At 61.0% G+C, this 15,869-nt stretch carries 16 protein-coding genes; 7 read left to right on the forward strand and 9 right to left on the reverse strand.

Annotated features, from left to right (window positions below):
• Window positions 1–68: 68 nt before the first annotated feature.
• The 3 genes from D2E22_RS00935 to D2E22_RS00945 all read right to left on the reverse strand — a co-directional run bounded on the left by D2E22_RS00935 (window position 69) and on the right by D2E22_RS00945 (window position 5,943).
• The gene (locus D2E22_RS00935; protein ID WP_241218106.1) at window positions 69–3,728 is read right to left on the reverse strand and encodes a helicase-related protein; all 3,660 of its coding nucleotides are present in this window, start codon (window positions 3,726–3,728) and stop codon (window positions 69–71) included.
• A gap of 67 nt (window positions 3,729–3,795) precedes the next feature.
• The gene (locus D2E22_RS00940; protein ID WP_126031246.1) at window positions 3,796–4,695 is read right to left on the reverse strand and encodes a hypothetical protein; all 900 of its coding nucleotides are present in this window, start codon (window positions 4,693–4,695) and stop codon (window positions 3,796–3,798) included.
• 93 nt (window positions 4,696–4,788) lie between these two features.
• Window positions 4,789–5,943 (reverse strand): hypothetical protein, encoded by a 1,155-nt coding sequence (locus D2E22_RS00945; RefSeq protein ID WP_126031247.1) that lies wholly within the window; start codon window positions 5,941–5,943, stop codon window positions 4,789–4,791.
• Between the two features lie 230 nt (window positions 5,944–6,173).
• Here D2E22_RS00945 and D2E22_RS00950 point away from each other — a divergent pair, with 230 nt between their 5' ends.
• Entirely contained in the window at window positions 6,174–6,635 is a 462-nt protein-coding gene (locus D2E22_RS00950; RefSeq protein WP_126031248.1) for a hypothetical protein, read from the forward strand.
• Between the two features lie 203 nt (window positions 6,636–6,838).
• On the opposite strand, the gene D2E22_RS00955 is transcribed toward D2E22_RS00950, so the two are convergent.
• From D2E22_RS00955 to D2E22_RS00965, 3 genes are read right to left on the reverse strand one after another with little or no spacing between them, the layout of a single operon-like run.
• On the reverse strand, window positions 6,839–7,768 hold the full coding sequence (locus D2E22_RS00955) for an ImmA/IrrE family metallo-endopeptidase (protein WP_164518355.1): 930 nt from the start codon (window positions 7,766–7,768) through the stop codon (window positions 6,839–6,841).
• Between the two features lie 4 nt (window positions 7,769–7,772).
• The gene (locus D2E22_RS00960; protein WP_126031250.1) at window positions 7,773–8,669 is read right to left on the reverse strand and encodes a hypothetical protein; all 897 of its coding nucleotides are present in this window, start codon (window positions 8,667–8,669) and stop codon (window positions 7,773–7,775) included.
• The gene (locus D2E22_RS00965; RefSeq protein ID WP_126031251.1) at window positions 8,666–10,045 is read right to left on the reverse strand and encodes a hypothetical protein; all 1,380 of its coding nucleotides are present in this window, start codon (window positions 10,043–10,045) and stop codon (window positions 8,666–8,668) included. The genes D2E22_RS00960 and D2E22_RS00965 overlap by 4 nt, the downstream gene beginning before the upstream one ends.
• A gap of 130 nt (window positions 10,046–10,175) precedes the next feature.
• On the opposite strand from D2E22_RS00965, the gene D2E22_RS00970 reads away from it, so the two are divergent.
• The 4 genes from D2E22_RS00970 (at window position 10,176) to D2E22_RS00985 (ending at window position 12,432) form a co-directional block, all read left to right on the forward strand.
• Complete coding sequence (locus D2E22_RS00970) at window positions 10,176–10,958, forward strand: hypothetical protein (protein ID WP_126031252.1); 783 nt, start codon at window positions 10,176–10,178, stop codon at window positions 10,956–10,958.
• 24 nt (window positions 10,959–10,982) lie between these two features.
• A complete protein-coding gene (locus D2E22_RS00975; protein ID WP_126031253.1) occupies window positions 10,983–11,357 on the forward strand; it encodes a hypothetical protein in 375 nt (124 codons plus the stop codon).
• Window positions 11,358–11,386: 29 nt separating this feature from the next.
• Complete coding sequence (locus D2E22_RS00980; RefSeq protein WP_420897225.1) at window positions 11,387–11,638, forward strand: metallophosphoesterase family protein; 252 nt, start codon at window positions 11,387–11,389, stop codon at window positions 11,636–11,638.
• 122 nt (window positions 11,639–11,760) lie between these two features.
• Complete coding sequence (locus D2E22_RS00985) at window positions 11,761–12,432, forward strand: hypothetical protein (RefSeq protein ID WP_126031254.1); 672 nt, start codon at window positions 11,761–11,763, stop codon at window positions 12,430–12,432.
• Between the two features lie 111 nt (window positions 12,433–12,543).
• On the opposite strand, the gene D2E22_RS00990 is transcribed toward D2E22_RS00985, so the two are convergent.
• Genes D2E22_RS00990 through D2E22_RS01000 form a run of 3 tightly spaced genes read right to left on the reverse strand, consistent with a single transcriptional unit; the run spans window position 12,544 to window position 14,491 of the window.
• Complete coding sequence (locus D2E22_RS00990; protein WP_126031255.1) at window positions 12,544–13,167, reverse strand: ABC-2 transporter permease; 624 nt, start codon at window positions 13,165–13,167, stop codon at window positions 12,544–12,546.
• Window positions 13,164–14,081 (reverse strand): ABC transporter ATP-binding protein, encoded by a 918-nt coding sequence (locus D2E22_RS00995; RefSeq protein WP_126031256.1) that lies wholly within the window; start codon window positions 14,079–14,081, stop codon window positions 13,164–13,166. Before D2E22_RS00995 ends, D2E22_RS00990 begins: the two co-directional genes overlap by 4 nt.
• Window positions 14,078–14,491 (reverse strand): GntR family transcriptional regulator, encoded by a 414-nt coding sequence (locus tag D2E22_RS01000; protein ID WP_241218107.1) that lies wholly within the window; start codon window positions 14,489–14,491, stop codon window positions 14,078–14,080. The genes D2E22_RS00995 and D2E22_RS01000 overlap by 4 nt, the downstream gene beginning before the upstream one ends.
• A gap of 444 nt (window positions 14,492–14,935) precedes the next feature.
• Between D2E22_RS01000 and D2E22_RS10945 the strand changes: the two genes are divergently transcribed.
• On the forward strand, window positions 14,936–15,229 hold the full coding sequence (locus D2E22_RS10945; RefSeq protein WP_241218108.1) for a hypothetical protein: 294 nt from the start codon (window positions 14,936–14,938) through the stop codon (window positions 15,227–15,229).
• Between the two features lie 252 nt (window positions 15,230–15,481).
• Window positions 15,482–15,760: a hypothetical protein gene (locus tag D2E22_RS01010; RefSeq protein ID WP_164518356.1), complete on the forward strand. Its 279-nt coding sequence runs from the start codon at window positions 15,482–15,484 to the stop codon at window positions 15,758–15,760.
• Window positions 15,761–15,869: the final 109 nt, after the last annotated feature.

Here is a 15,869-nt window from a genome sequence, read left to right on the forward strand (position 1 = left end):
CGTCATATCTTATATCCAGTCTTATATTTAGCGCTTTCGGCGCGTGCCGCGGCCGCTCTCCCTATTCATCAGAACGGTTCGCCGCCCCGCCGCCAGTAGTCGGCAAGGCGTTCGTTGAACGAGCGGGTGGTCTGCGCGATATCCAGATCGTCGAAGGCGTTGCCCACGTACCGCAGTTCGTCGCGCTCGGGACCATCGACGCTCACCTTCACGAGCGACAGGCGGTGCCGGTCGCCCTGCGTCTTCGCGAAGGCCACTTCGTTCGCCGACACGGTGAAGGTCTCCGGATCCGGCGGCGTGATGCGTCCCTTCACCTCGATGAAGTACACGGCGCCCTGCGCATCCGTTGACCGGATGTCGTACCCCTTGTTATTGTGCGGCATCTCTTGCGGATGCCGTCCGAGGGCGCGTTCCGCCTGCAATGTGGCGTCGATGGCGCGGCGGTCTACTTCCTCGGTGCTGTGTGCGAACACATGAGGCCGCATGCCGGACGACTGCGGGAAGAATCGGGACGGCACCACCAACGCCATGCCGAGCAGACGTGGCGGACTGAGCGTGATCCTGACGCGCTCCGGATCGAGCTCCCGTTCGCGCAGTTCCAGCCGCTGTTCCATGTCCCTCGCACGTTGAAGCGCGGTGGAAGGCGCCATTCTGGGAGTTTTCCCCTGTACGCGCTGCCTGTCCAGCAGCAGATTGTATTCACCGTACCAATGGTCAATCTCCTCCTGCAGCCGTTGCCTGACCTGTCGCAGGATATGGGCATTTTCTTGCTTGATACGAGTGGCAAGCTCGTCGCGTGCCACAAGCCCGTGCTCGCGGGTGACCAGATTCGTCATCGCGTCGCGATGGTTCGTCTGGAACCATGCCCTTTCCATCAGTCGGCGTGCCGGCACCCGTTCGGCGGCGCCCAACCCTTCATAATCAAGGTACGGAGGCGCTTCACACAGTTCGGGCGCGGCGTCCTCCTCGCAACGTACGTAGTCGAAGAGCTTGGAAAGAGTGCGGTCTTGATCGTCGCGAATATCCTGCTCCACACATGCGATCAGCATGGGCTGTTCCGGTTGGGTATCGGTATGGTCCACGAAGACGGCGCCATGCTGCAGCGCCGGTCCGTACTGTTCGATGATGGCGTTCACGACGGCGTCGAGCAACGGCGACCCCGCGGCGATCAGTTCGGCGTCTGGTTTACCGGACACATGCGTATACGCCGGATTGAAGGTGATGCGTTCATAAGCGTGGGTGAGACTCTGCCCGGCAACCGACATGCTTCTGATGCGATGCGGCACATGCACCACTTCCCAACGTCCGCGTTCCCTGCGACGAATCGGGATGCTCAAGGCAGAACATGCGTCCAGGAAAAACGCCTCGATATAGCCGGGCTGCAGCTTGCGCGCGCGGTTGCGTTCCATCATGTCGCGAATCTTCGTGATGTTCATCGCGCCGTTGAGCTCACGGTCGGCGGACTGTTCCCTGATTAATGCGCTCAATCCATCGCTGACGCCGGCGTTCACGACTCGGTCGAGCTTCTCGCGGATACAGGGGTCGTCTCCGTATCGGATTGCTTCAAGCATGAGATCCTTCAACGAACGGCCGGCGAATGCGTCGCCATCGCCCAACACATTGAACAGCCTGCCGTCATAGGTCTTCCCCATGACCGCGATCTTGGACAGCAACGTCGCATACACCTCACCCTCACGCGTATTGGCGGCGACCATATTCCACAGGAAGCACGGCCGTTGCTGGCCGATGCGATGGATTCTGCCAAACCGCTGCTCGATGCGGTTCGGATTCCATGGCAGATCGTAGTTCACCATCAGATCGGCACGCTGCAGATTCAGGCCTTCACCGGCGGCGTCCGTCGCGACGAGGATGCGGATGGAGGGATCATTCACGAATCGCGACTGCACATCCTTGCGTTCCCTGCGGCTCAATCCCCCGTGAATGCACACGACGCTTTCCGGGGCGCCCAGAAACGCGGCAATCCTGTCGACGAGGTATTCGAGCGTATCGCGGTGTTCGGTGAACACGATCAGCTTATGCGCGAATCCATCGGTTCCCGCATCCAGGATATGTCTGGAAAGGATGGAGGAAAGCTGCAGCCACTTTGCATCCGTGCCGGCAGTGACAAGTTGTTCGGATTGGGCGACGAGCCCATCCAGCATGGCGATTTCCGTCTGCAGTTCCCTGACATTGTTCGCCCATGTGGTTCCGCTGATGGTCTCTTCGATCTGCGTTTCGATGCGCGCTTGGTCCGCTTCGTCCGTTTCCTCCCAGACGTCGTCCATGCTGGTCGGATCGATGCATCCCGCGCCTGATCGTGGCACGGCGTCGCCGCTGCGCCAGTCGCGCAGAAGCCGCTCGAGGCGGTCCCTGCGCCGTCTAAGCGACGCATGGATCGCCTGTGGGCTCGATGCGAGACGGCGTTGGAGCAGCGTCAACGCGAATCCGATGCTGCTCCCCCTGCGACCATCCTGCTCACTGATCTTCGATACTGCGTTCATACCGGTGCGGACGTAGGCGGTCACCGCCTCGTACAATGCCATCTCCTCCTTGGAGAGACGGTATTCCACGGTCTGTGCATGCCGCTCCGGAAACAGTGGTCTGCCATCGAAACGCAGTAGATCCTCCTTGACCATGCGTCTCATCACATCCCGCATGTCGCCGATGACGAGAGGTCTGCTTTTGCCTGCATGACGTTGCCCTGCGAACCGATCGCGATCGAGCAATGACATGAACAGACGAAAATCGTCCTCCTTGCCGGAATGCGGCGTCGCCGTCATCAGCAGTAGATTCTCCGCATGCGTGGACAGGATCTCTCCCAATCGGAACCGGTTCGTGTGCTCCACCTCGCCGTATCCGTTCTTGTAATGGGCGCTCATACGATGCGCCTCATCGACGACGGCGATGTCCCACAGCACGTCCGATTCGTTCAGCTGTGTTCGAAGTTCGTCATTGCGTGCCACCTGGTCCATGCGGACGATGAGCCGGTCATGCGTGGTGAACGGATTAGTCCGCGCTGCCACCATCGACGGTTCGAAGATCTCGAAGCGGAGATTGAACTTCTCCTCCAACTCGTCCTGCCATTGCTGTGCCAGACCGCCGGGGCAGACGATGATGACGCGTTCGGCGGCGGAACGCATGATCATCTCCTTGATGTACAGGCCGGCCATGATCGTCTTGCCTGCACCGGGATCATCGGCCAACAGGAATCGCAGTGGCACCTTCGGCAGCATGTCCTCATAGACGGCACGGATCTGATGAGGCAGCGGATCGATGTTCGAGGAATATACTGCGGACATCGTGTCATACAGCGACGCATAGCGGATGCGCAGCGCATCCGACGCCAACCGAAACTGTTGGGAATCGCCGTCGAAGGCGGGATTGTCGCGTTCGGTGCATGCGATGGAGAACCGCTGCAACATGCCTTCGTCCACCAGTTCCTCATTCAGTGAACCGTCCGCGGCCCGGTATATGAGCGCCCAAGTTCCATCGGCGTGAATCGCGGCGATCACCGTCACGCACTGATCAGGAATAACCCCCTCCAGTATGACGCCCGGTCGCATGTCTTCCGGCTTCAGCCGTGCGCCGGACGATGCGGATGCGTCTCCTGAAGCGCTATGTTGCATGTCATTCATTGTATTTCCCTCTCTGCGCCGCCCCATATGTGTATGTTCCTGTGCCCACTGTAGCCTTCCGGCGCCTGCACAAACAAGATGCATATCAGCCATGACGTGTCGGGTTGGGAGCGCTGAATGGTTACTCCGCGCTCCCAACCCTTTTCTGCAGCAGAAGTGGCTAACCTTGCTGCGCGATGCTCCGCAGACGCTCGTCGACGTCATACTCGGCGCGCTCGCATGCTTCGACGTACGGCTCCTGCCCTTGGATCAGCCCCATCTCCCGCGTGCGCTTGAGGAAGCGGAAGCCGTCCTCGCCCAGATCCTCGATATAGCCTTCCGTCTGCAGATAGGGATAGGTCAGCGGATCGTCCTGGATGCATCGCGGAGGGTTGACACGCCGGCGCTCGTCGGCGATGCTCCAGAACAGCGTGTGGTATTCCTCGTCGGGGAGGTCATACAGTTCCTCTAGCGGCACTCCGAGCCTCTCGGCCATCTGCTCTTCGATGGCGTCCCATTCGCGCTCATGGTTGAACTTGGCGCGCGCCACATAGTATTCGAGCGGATCGGGCGCCCAGGGGCGCTCGGCGACGTCCGCGTTGAGCGCATAGGCCTCCACGTCGCTCATCCACCTCCATCCGTCATCCCAGCAGGTGTATTCGATGGCGTATCCGACATAGGGCTCCTTGTCGTACGCCACGAAGCCGGTGAGCTCCTTGTTGCTGAGCGGACGCACCGGCTCCACCGTTTCGGTCAGCCAGAACGGGGCCGGAATCACATACGCCGGCGAATCCCACCATTCCTCAGGTTCGTCGACCGGATTCGCCGCGAGGCTGTACGCTCCCCTGCCGCGATGCCCGTCCAGCCACCGCGCCGCGGATTCATTGGGGACGAAACCGCCGTACGGATCGAATCCGCCGAATCCCCTGCCGACGAGTTGACGTACGAAGCCGGCCTCCAGCTGCGCGGCCTGATTGTCCGAATCATCCGGATACGCCGCCTTGGGCCGGTATCCGAGCATGGCCTCGACGAGCAGTCCGTATTCGCGGATGCCGAGCGTTTCCTTGGTGATGTCGTTCATGATGTGTCCTTTTCTATAGTGTTTCCAATCGTCTTCGGATGCGGACTCGTCGATCCGGTGACATTGCTTGGAACCGGACAAAACTCCGATGTGTCATGCGTTGTCCGGTTTGAGGTTCTCCGTGAAGAGCCTGATGATCCCGTCGGGGATGTTCGCGGGATCGGCCAGATCCAGCGCGCCGATGCGTTCAAGCAGCGCTTCCGGCGGCATCGCCGGCACGCCTCCCGGCCACGTCACGTCCTGCAGGTGGGGCGTGCCGGATTTGCCCGTGGGAACCATGCAGACAAGCCAGTCGCTCATGATGCCGTATCGTTCGAGAAGGGGGCGCCAATGCTGGCATTGCGTGATCATGTTCGTGCTCATGTGGACGTCCGCGCGACCATCGGATCCGGATACGAACGCGTGTTCGCTGATGCTGACGCGCGCGAGCGTATCGTCCGCGATGTTCACATATGCGGTGTCCGACCCGCCTTTGTAGTTCTTCGCATCGACGAACCATGCGTATGGTTGCCCGCTGCGTCCGACGCCGATGATGACGGCGTCGATGTCCGCGTCGGTGCGGTTGCCTTGTGCGTCCTTCCCATACAGCGACCAGAACGATACGACGTTCAGACCGCTGCTTGCGATGATCTTGGCGAGCATCCGCTCCCCGAACAGTCCGGAATGTATTTGCATGTCGCCGAAGTCGGAGGATTTGAGGCCCACGCCGGGATTGCCGAACAGACGATGTTCGTTGCGCGCCTTCGACAACTGATAGTGCCTTGCCTGCTCATACAACGGATCAGGCAGACCCTTCCCGTCCGAGGAGATCATGCGGTACCCGCGAAACTCAGATTCCCCCTGCACCGCCGGAACGATTTGGAATCGCTGGACGGCGCGGCTGAACATGACGGATGGCATATGGTCGTGGATGTACTGCTCTTGCGCCATGCGTTGCGCCTGGATCTGCGGGCGCAGCCGCAACGCCCTGAGGAAGGGGAAGAAACGGATGATGGCCGTGATCGCGGCGATAAGGACAAGCACGTTGAGGCAGACGATCGGCGTGGCCGAGTAGGAGCCTCCCGCGCCGAACAGTATCAGCAGCAATGCGATGCCGACGCCATAGGCTCCGGCGGCGCATGCATTGTGCGCGCGATTCTCCTTGCTGACCATAGACCCGAGCAGCGCGCATACGCCGCCGACGATGAGACATGTCAGCAATCCTCCCGCGCTGAACACCATTGCGAAGAAATGGCCGATGTATGCCATGATGAGCTCCTGTCTTTGCTTTCCCGTTTCTTTCGCACCCGGTCGGATGCGTCGCCTGTACGAACCGGATAAAACGCTTGCATTATCGGTCGGGAACCGCAAATGGGCGGATGGACACGCCCGGTATGCGTCGCCTCATCTTAGTCGGTGTTTTGTCCGGTTCCCAGGAATGAAGGCCGCGACGCATACGGCGTTGCGACTCGCGATTATGAATGGAGAAAGGACCTACCATGTCGACATTGTTCAACGTTCTCGGCAGCATCTATTTCCTTGTGGGACTCATCGTCGGTCTTGTCAAGATCCCCGCCGCCATCCGCGCATTGCGCCGTTCCCCTCTGCGTGCCGTACGTGATGGGGCGCTCAGAATCACGCTGTTTATCATCGGGTTCCTCGTTCTCGCCGCCCTTGGAGGCAAGTCGGCGTATGGGCAAAGGCAGACGATCAATATGATCTGGATATTCGCGACGGTCGCGGTGCTGATCTATATCGTCAGTGCGGTGGCACGCGTCCGTCGCGACCACCGTGCGCAGGACAGGCAGGTCGAGCAACGGATGCGGGAGCGTCCCGTGCCGGAAGGCATCGTATACATGAACGAGCCCCGTCCTTCGGCCCGAACCGCCGACGCGCCGACGTCTGGGCGTCCCGTGGCACGCCCCTCCGGGAGTGCCGACGCCACGCACGATATGCGGTGATAAGGCAAGCAGGGTCGTGATTGCGGCAGTCGGCACGTGAACAACGTGCCGACTGCCGCAATAGATACAAGCAAATTCATCGCACGGCTTCACATCGCCCAGACGGCGGAGGGTCCGGCCAACTAGTGCATGCGTATGATCCGGTGCGGGCTCAGGTGTTGCAGGTTCCTGAGCCCGCCCCAACCATCGGCCATGCTTCATGGTCAGTATGGTCTCCAGACGATGATGTGCCATCGGATACCGCCTTTGCCCGTCTGCCGCGCGGACAAGGTCATTGTTCCCTCTTCGGTCCGCCTGCTGGTCGGGACACGGCCGGCGGTCTCAAGAAGGCGTCGCTCATCGAATGTGCATGGCGTACCATATTCCGCCCCGCCATCGGCATGAGCCCGGAACACAAGCCGCGCATCGTTTCCGTCCTCCGCCATGCGCACCAAGGCCGTGTAGCCTCCTTCCGGCAGGAAATCGGCGAACCGTCTCGTCACCGCCTGCCGTGACACCCTGCATACCCGATGCACGCCGCGGCTCTGGTCCGATTTGAAGAAATCCGCCACGTTCTTCGCGGTGAATTCATGGAGCATCCTGCAATGCTTGCGCATGTAGGCATCCGGAAGCAGCGAGAGCGACGCGAACCTGTTGCAGGCTCCCTCCTCGAGGCGTTTGTTGTAGTTCGTCGAACTGATCGACATCAGCGTCTCTGCGAGATCGTCGTCGGTCTGCTGAAGATAATGGCCCAGCTCATGCAGTATCGTGAAGTATCTGCGCATCGGATACCGGATCCGGTCGCCGTTGATCCGTTTGCGCTCCTCCCGGCGCTCCTTCTTCCCGTATTGGACCTGTATTCTATGGACATGGCGCTTGTCGAAGGCAGGGCTGAACAATCCGAGCAGGTCATTGAGCGAGGAACGGTTCTCGCCGTCGTTCTCATAGAACACGTACGCATCATCACGTAACCAACTGTCGACCAGGGAATCGACGAAGCGGATACGGACGTCATCATGCCAATGCTTGGCAATCATATCCGGATCCGTGATGCAGTCCTGTTCGAATTCGGGGTGCAGCACGCGGGCGAGCTCGACCATCCGTCTCGCCTGCGCGTCCACTGCACGATGGAATGCGGAGTTGGAATCCGTCATCGAGTCACTGTCCATTTTTCATGGATTCGACGGCTTTGAGAAGCGCGCCGTTCACCGCGGCGGCGTCACGGCCCGATGTACGGGCGGCGAGGTCGAACGCGGCCTTGCGGGCGAGCTCCAGCCGAACGTCATCGCCGTCGATATCCATATCGTCGAGGATCCGACGCCAACGTGGTTGCTCGGCCGCGATCAGGTACGCGTCAGGAATGGCCTCCTGCGCCTGCGGCGGGGCAGCCGGGAACCCGGCCTGCTTCATCTTCTTGGACTGCGTCGCCGTCAGTGGCATGCCATGGTTCATGATTGCGTTGCGTTGGGCGGCACTCAGCCCGAGCGCCGTCTTCAACGCCTCCGCATACGTCTTGCGCTCCTCCGAAACGCCGAAGACGATGACCTGCTCCTGATGCAGCGGCGGCAGATGCCTGCCGATGGCCCACCACTGCTGGAAAGTGTGCGCTCGCTCCGACACCTGCGCATATGCAGCGAGGAAATCATCCGGATCCTCCGCCCTGTGCACATGGCCGTTCAAGGCGGGGTCATCGCATGTCACGGCCTGTGCGACGCCGGCGCAAAAATCGCCAAGCGGTGTGTCCAATACGCGTACGGGAATCGGAATGCCCAGGGCCGGCCATGCGACCATCGGCATACCGATGGGCGTCTTGTCGATGACGAGCCCATCCGCCGTCTGCTCGCCGGGATCGTTGGACATCGGGATGACGTGCACGATGCGCGGATCGTCATCGTCGATGCCGGCGATCATCAGAAACTCCACATGGTCATCGTCCTCGGCAATCCACAGCTGATTCGCATGCGGCCCCTCCTCGAGCGCCCGACGCCGGTATTCGGAATCGGTCACGTCAAGCATCTCCTGAGGTATGAGCACCGGGATGTTCTTCTCCATCACCTGCCCTCCTTCGTCGATTCGCGCAGTTCGGTTTTGCGCAGCTCGGATTCGAGCCGTTCCTCGATCTCATCCCTGCTCGTCGTCTGCATACGCCGGCAGCGCAAGGTGAGCGCAATGTTCATCAGTGTACGCGTAGGAAGCGAGTGCGGAGCCAACTGTTTGAGCTGCTCCGCAGTGAGCTCTTTGTCGATGATCGCGATCAGTGCGCGCCTGCGCTGTGCATCCGCGCCCCCATCGCGACGCTCATAGAAGTCCAATGCGTCGGCGGGATCGGCGACGGTGGAAGCGCTTGCGGCGATGCATCGTCCGTACGTGCTCGTCTCGATGTCGTTGCGCATGGCACCATCCTCGAATTGCAACGATTCCATATGCATGTCGACCTGATGGTCGGGCGCCAGATAGGGATGGTCGATGAGCATCACCTCAACGATTTCGGAAAGGGTCATCGACCCTTCGGCTGCGGTGAGCACGGCCAGGAGCCACTCATCCAGCTGCGACATCCTTCCTTTCGCGCCATTTCTCCCGATTGTATACTTGGGGCCCCGTTGATGATAGAGCCTGCCGGTATCGGGATCGTATTCGAGGGCAAGCGCGGCGCGTTGCCGGCCCACTTCCCTCACCGCTTCCTCGGACGGCCACGCCACCTTGACCTTGGCTCCGGCTTCGGCCAACTCGCCCTTCGTCTTCGTCGTCCGTGCGACGGGAGCACCCGACACGTGCCATGCGTTCACGGCCTCCTTGCGCCCCGGACCGTCGCACGCGACCATGACGTTCTCGAAAACCGGCTCACCGGATTGCAAAGACCTGCACCGCTGCAACTTGGCCTCGATGCGTGCGCGCAGTCGACCGAAATCGGTGTTCTGCGCGAATTCCTTGCCGAAGAACTCACGAACCGGTTTATATGAGCGGATACGGAACTGCCGGTCGCTGTGGGAACTGAGATAGAGCTTGACGAATGCGTGCCGCAACCCGATCGCCTTGCGCTCCTTGCCGCACATCATATGCATCGTGCAGAACTCGTTCGCCCAGAACCCACCCACCTGATCGGCGCTCCGGGCATCCGTCTCGCCACGATACTCATAGAGGGCCCGCAGATCTGGATAAAGCACGATCTTGCTGTTGCATGTCCGACTCAAGACGCCGATGGTCTTGGGGCCTGGCTTCCTCAGATTGCGGATCTCCTCGCCGATCTGGTAGCTGCCGTCATCGGGTATGTCGGGCGCTTCGAACCATTCCGCGGCCCATCCTCGCGGATGTTGTGCGGGATCCCATATCGCTTTCGCATGTTTAGGCGGCATCACTCCCCCTTCGCTCTCCTCCTGCGGCGTATCCGATTCTAGCGGGTCGGCGCAGGAGCTGACAACCTTCTTCGTCACTAATCGGACATATCTCCACTCCGTTGCCATCCCGGCCGCAGCACCATCGTCCCATCGTTTTGTCGTTTTGTCCGGTTGGTAGCCGTGTACGGCATAACGGTCATGCGATAGAGGAAAGGATCGGTGGATCATGAACGATGCATACGACGGCCACGACGATCACGACGAAGGTTTCATCTGGGTCGGGGACACAGGCCGGCCTGACGCGATCGAACAGGTGCAGCGCTCATTCGACGAGCAGCTGCACCATGCGTCCGAGGAGTTTCGCATCACCGGCTTCAAGGATTTCACGACGCTTGAATGCAACCGTTATGGGTGGCCTTGCGCGTTCGTGCTCCTGTGCCGGGACTGGCATGACTCGCACATGCGCAGGCAACAAGGCGCCCTCCGGCAGATCGCGTTCAACATGGCCACGCTTCGCTCCCTGACCCCGATCAACTCGGTCAGCACAGGTGATTTCGTGGTGCGTTTTCTCGATGAGGGCGGCCTGGATGAGCATCGCATACTGACGAACGTCCAACGAACCTCCATGCTGCATCGCCATGGACTGCTCACCTGTGAATACGACAAGCGAGAGTCCGATGCGCTCGCCCTGAACTGCGTGCGCACCGGACTCACATTGGCGCTGCCAAGCGAAAGCGTGGTGGTCTGGAAAACCGATGATGATGGATCGATCATCGACATCGGCATCCATGACGCGGTGTCGCTGCGTATGCAGATGAACGCCTACCCGCAACTGTTCGATAAGGACTCGATCCTTTCGGATGATGACGTGGAGCGTGATATCGCCGATTGCCTCAATGTTCTCAACCTGATTCGCGACACGCCCCTCAATCCCCTGGAAGTGCCGCAAGAGCGGTTGATATCCGCGCCGCCGCAAGCGCTCAACAAGAAATACCACCCAATGCATTAACAACACTTCATGCAAGGAACGATCATGGCAGTATCACAGATGACCCGCAGCAACACACGCACGTCCGTCGTCGCATCCGACGATTCATGCGCGAGCGATGACGGGGATTTCATCGACGTCATCGGTTCGATATTCGACGATGACGACGGATCCGGCGACGAATCATGCAATTACCTCTACGGGTTGTGCGAGAACGCCGCCAAGTTCTCCCTCGCCGCCGGCGACGCCGATGGCACGACGTACACCCGGCGCTACTGTCCCAAACACTTCCTCCTGCAGCTGCACTTCATCATCGACGCGACGACCAGCGACAACTGGTTCCGTCAATTCGAGACGGAGGCGGAGCGCAACTCGGCGTTCCTCACCTACTACGCCAATGCGCAACGCATCAGCGATTAGACGCCGATGCCCGAAAACGAACATCTGCTATGCTCGTCCACGACGAAGGAGGGCCACGCGAGGGTGCGAGCACCATGGAAGGCCAGGCTCCGAACGCCGCCGATTTCATCGACGAGGCACCCGCGACGGACGGATGGCTGCTCTATGGGCATACCCATCAGGATGTTCCCGACGGCACCGATGCATGCAGCGTCAACGTCGGGCTCGATGCCTGGAATCTGCATCCGGTCTCGGAAACGACCATCATCGACTGGTTCACGAAGGCGAACGCACATCGCTGACCATGCCGACGATTGTGTCGATTCGGTCCGGATTCGCCCTCCAGGATCCGAATGATGCCCCGGACGATATACTTGGTGCGGAAAACGATACGCCCGAGTACGACCGACGAAAGGACGTGCAGATGACCACACGATCAACGAAGACGGCGGCGATCGCCGCGGCGGCCCTCATGGCTTCCGCGCTCGCCGGATGCGGTTCGTCCGCCTCGTGGGACGCCGATCGGATGGACGCCGCCTGGAGCGATCACGTCGCCGATGCGGGCACGCCGTTGACGGCCGACGAATTCGAGACGACGACGTGGCGCGCCGCCAACGGCGACATGGTCATGTTCCATGACACGTCCGAAGCGTGGCCGCATATGCCGATGCCGACGACGCGCGGCAAGGACGACCATCATACGACGCTCATCCCCGAAAGCGTCCAGGGGCAGAGCGAGCTGCTGCAGTTCGAGTTCCTGCAGTACGCCGACGTCAAGCTCGACGGCGCCTACTACGTCGTCTCCACGTCCTTCCCCGCCGACCCGGCGGACCTGTCCGGACAATGGAACGAGGGGAAGGACGGAGACCTCTTCGTGCTCGCCGTCAACACGGACACCCACGAAGGCTACCGCGTGCGCGCCACGGCAAGCGGCCTCGACGCGCAGTGCATGACCGACGGCGTCAAGGACGCCGGCTGCTATCAGGTGCTGTTCCAGGGCCTCGCCGACGACGCGAAGGCGAACGGCGGCGTGCTCACGCTCGAATACGTGGACATGGGCACCGGCGACGCCGATGCGTCAACGTCGCAGGAATAGACGCCGCGTGCATGCATATGCATATATAGAGGTGCAGGAGAACCGTAGATCGGGCGGCCTTGTCGATGAACGACACGGCCGCCCGATTCCGTTGAAGATGCCGACGGTCGCCTACAGCTGCGCCGACCGCAACGCATGCCGCGACACCATGACGGAGACGGCGAGCACGGCCGCACCCAGCGCGGCGCCGATGCCGTACGGCGCCCACGACGGCATCGAGACGATGGCCGCGAGCAATCCGTCGGCGCCCATGTCGAGCGACACGGCGAGCACGACGAGCGTGACCACGACCGCGAGGATGCACACGCGGGCGATCTGCGCGCGGTCGCGGAAGACGATGTTCACCGGGATCTCGATCGAGGCGGTCAGCACGGTGAGCAGCGCCGCGCAGGCGACGACCATCGCCGACTGCGCGACGGGCTGCCGGTGGACGGCGGCGCTGAGCGCCTGCAGCGCAAACGCGAGCAGGCAGGACGGGACGATCGAGACGAGATACTTCTCCGCCACGTACTGTCCCCTGTCGAACGGCATCGCGAACAGTGTGCGCCGTATCGGTACGCTCAGATCGTTGCGGATCATGTTCCCGCACACCGCGGCGAGCAGCATCGGCATGAGCAGCACGCCCGTGACATACATGTCCGACACGGTGTAGAACAGGCACAGCATCAACGTCACGGCCAGAAACACCCGGTTCTTGCCCATCGCGATCATGTCCCTCGCCAACAATCCCCTCATGACCGGCTCCTTTCCCTGGTCGTCTCGTCGATCTTCCGGGCCGTCGGCGCGTGTTCCGGCTCCCCGGCCATCGTCAGGACGGTGATGAGCCCGTCGATGTCGCCTCGCGCGATCTGGACGCCGGGCATGTTCTCCTCGTAGTAGCGGCGTTCGTCGGTGAGCGCATGGACGGCGCCGTCCATGCGCGCGCTCGCGAGGATGTGCGAGCGGTCCATCACCGCCGCCTGGCTGTCGGAGAGGATGAGCGTCGCATAATCGTCGTGCAGACGGTCGATCGTCTCGTGCAGTCGGATGCGTCCGCGGTCGATGAGGTAGAAGTCGTCGCACAGCGATTCGATGTCCTTCGCGTTGTGCGAGCTGACGAGGATCGAACGCCCCGGCGTCTCCATGTAGGCGCGCAGCAGGTCGAGCAGTTCGCCGCGCGCGACGACGTCGAGTCCTGCCGTCGGCTCGTCGAGGATGAGGACCTCGGGGCGATGCGATATCGCGATGACCGTCCTGAACTTCGCGGCCATGCCGGTGGAGAAGTCATCCATCGGCTTGTTCGCCGGCAGCTCGAAGCGTTCGAGCAGCCCCCGGCACAGCGCCGCGTCGAAGGCGGGATAGAAGGCCGCCTGCTGCCTGATGACGTCGTCGCCTGTGAACGCGGCGTCGAAGGCCGCGTCGGCGAGCACGGCGCCGACGCGTCGTTTGACGGTGTTCGGCAGCCGGGCGACGTCGGCGCCGAGCAGCGTGCCGGATCCGGCATCCGGTTCGGCGAGTCCGAGGATGATCCGGAACGTCGTCGTCTTGCCTGATCCGTTGACGCCCACCAGTGCGGTGATGCGGTCCTTCGGCACCCGCATCGTCACGTCGAGCGTGAAGTCCGTGTATCGTTTCGTCGCATGGTCCAGCGTGATCGCGTCGTCGCTCATCGCGTCTCCCCTTCCATGTCCGTCGCCTCGTCGTCCGTCTCGTCGAGCAGCATCGTGACGAGTTCCATGATCTCCCCGTCATCCAGCCGCAGCCTGCGCGCCTTGGCTATCGCCTGCGCGAATTCCTCCTCCACCTGGCGGTTGAGTTCCTCGGCCACGATGTTCGGCGAGACCTCGGCGACGAAGGTGCCCTTGCCCTGCACGGTGACGACGAGACCCTCCTGTTCGAGCACGTCGTACGCCTTCTTCGCGGTGAGCGCCGAGATCGCGCATTGCCGCGCGAGGGCGCGCACCGAGGGCAGCGCGTCGCCCGCCCTGAGATCGCCTGTTTTGATGAGCGCGCGGATGCGGTCCACGATCTGCTCGTAGATCGGCGTCATCGAGGCGGCGTTGATGACGATGTCCATCATGCTTTCGTCCTCCGTCGTCGTTGGCTGTGGCGCATGCCGCAACCAAGTGTATAACACTACATAACAGTACAGTACACTATATAACGATAATGACGACATGTGGTGCGCCGGACCGGAAGACGGGTGCCCGTGAGCTGCGGCGCGTGGGATCGAAGCCATATTTTTCATGTTTTTACTGCCCTGTGCCTGTGGTATATGCGCTGCAGATTATGTAATTACGCCCGTTTTATTTACATAATCGAATGACATCTTACTAGGCAATCCTTGCACGTATGTCGCAGCAACGTCCATCGGTGTGGTCGAATACCCTTTGATTATTCTGCTTATCCGGCAATCGGAGCCGTTGGAGCTCTCTACGGTGTATATTTCGGTCCAACGATTCGGCGCTGAGTCGTGGACAAGGAAGGAGGACGAATATGAAAAAGTCCATATGGGAAACGCCTTATGACCATTGGGCGTCCACCTGTGATTCATGCCGTGGCGTCGGCAAGTGCGGTGCTGCCGGTCAACTTCGTGCCTGCTTGGCTTTGTTCGGGTTCGGGAGGTGACGAAGAAACCATGATCTGGGTAATCATAGCGGTGCTGATTCTCGGCATAGGCGCGTATTTCGGTAATGAGTATCGGCTGGACCGCAAGGCGCATAAATTGAATTCCAGCTCCGAGGAGGATCGCAGGCTCGCCGCGGAGCTGCAGGATATCGCCCGCAAGATAGACGAGGGCAAATACCTGTACAGATAATTAATCACTCTGGTCGCGGCGTCGGCGCAGCGGCGGTTCCGTCCTGGAGCTCCGCACCGCCGCGATGATGATTGCGGGGTTAGCCAACGGGGCGTTGTGGGGGTGCCGTCGGCATCGCGGCAGCACCGTCCGCGGGTGCGTCGATCGCGATCGGTGGGATGCTCACCAGTGGCGTCCTGACCGTTGGCGGCGCGTTCTGCAAGTGACCTGCCGCTTTGTTGGCGTGCATGCCGGAAAGGGGATTGTGGCGTGATGATTCAGTTGAATAAACGGTGGAACATCAAACTAGGGTCATTGATATGCCTCGGCAATCTGGTCCTGTGGTCGTTGCAGGCCATCGTGCAGATCGTTTGGAAAGGCGGACTCGTAGCGCCTGTCCTTCAAGCGGTAGGGTTCGCGTTCCTCATCTTCGGTACGGCGTTCGGGGCGTTCACGGACAAGGACAACCGGATACCGGTGTATGGAGTGGTGTTGTCTGTGCTGCTTCCCCTGCCGGTCGTTGTGGGAGTGATCATCATGGGTTTGCAATGACCGCCTGACAATCACACCGAACCATCCGTTCGTATCACAACAGGAGCTGTTGCGATACGAACGGATTTTGTTTTACCTGCGGCTGTTGCGCGTCAGATGGTGCCTCGGT

Source organism: Bifidobacterium castoris, from assembly GCF_003952025.1.
GTDB lineage: Bacteria > Actinomycetota > Actinomycetes > Actinomycetales > Bifidobacteriaceae > Bifidobacterium > Bifidobacterium castoris.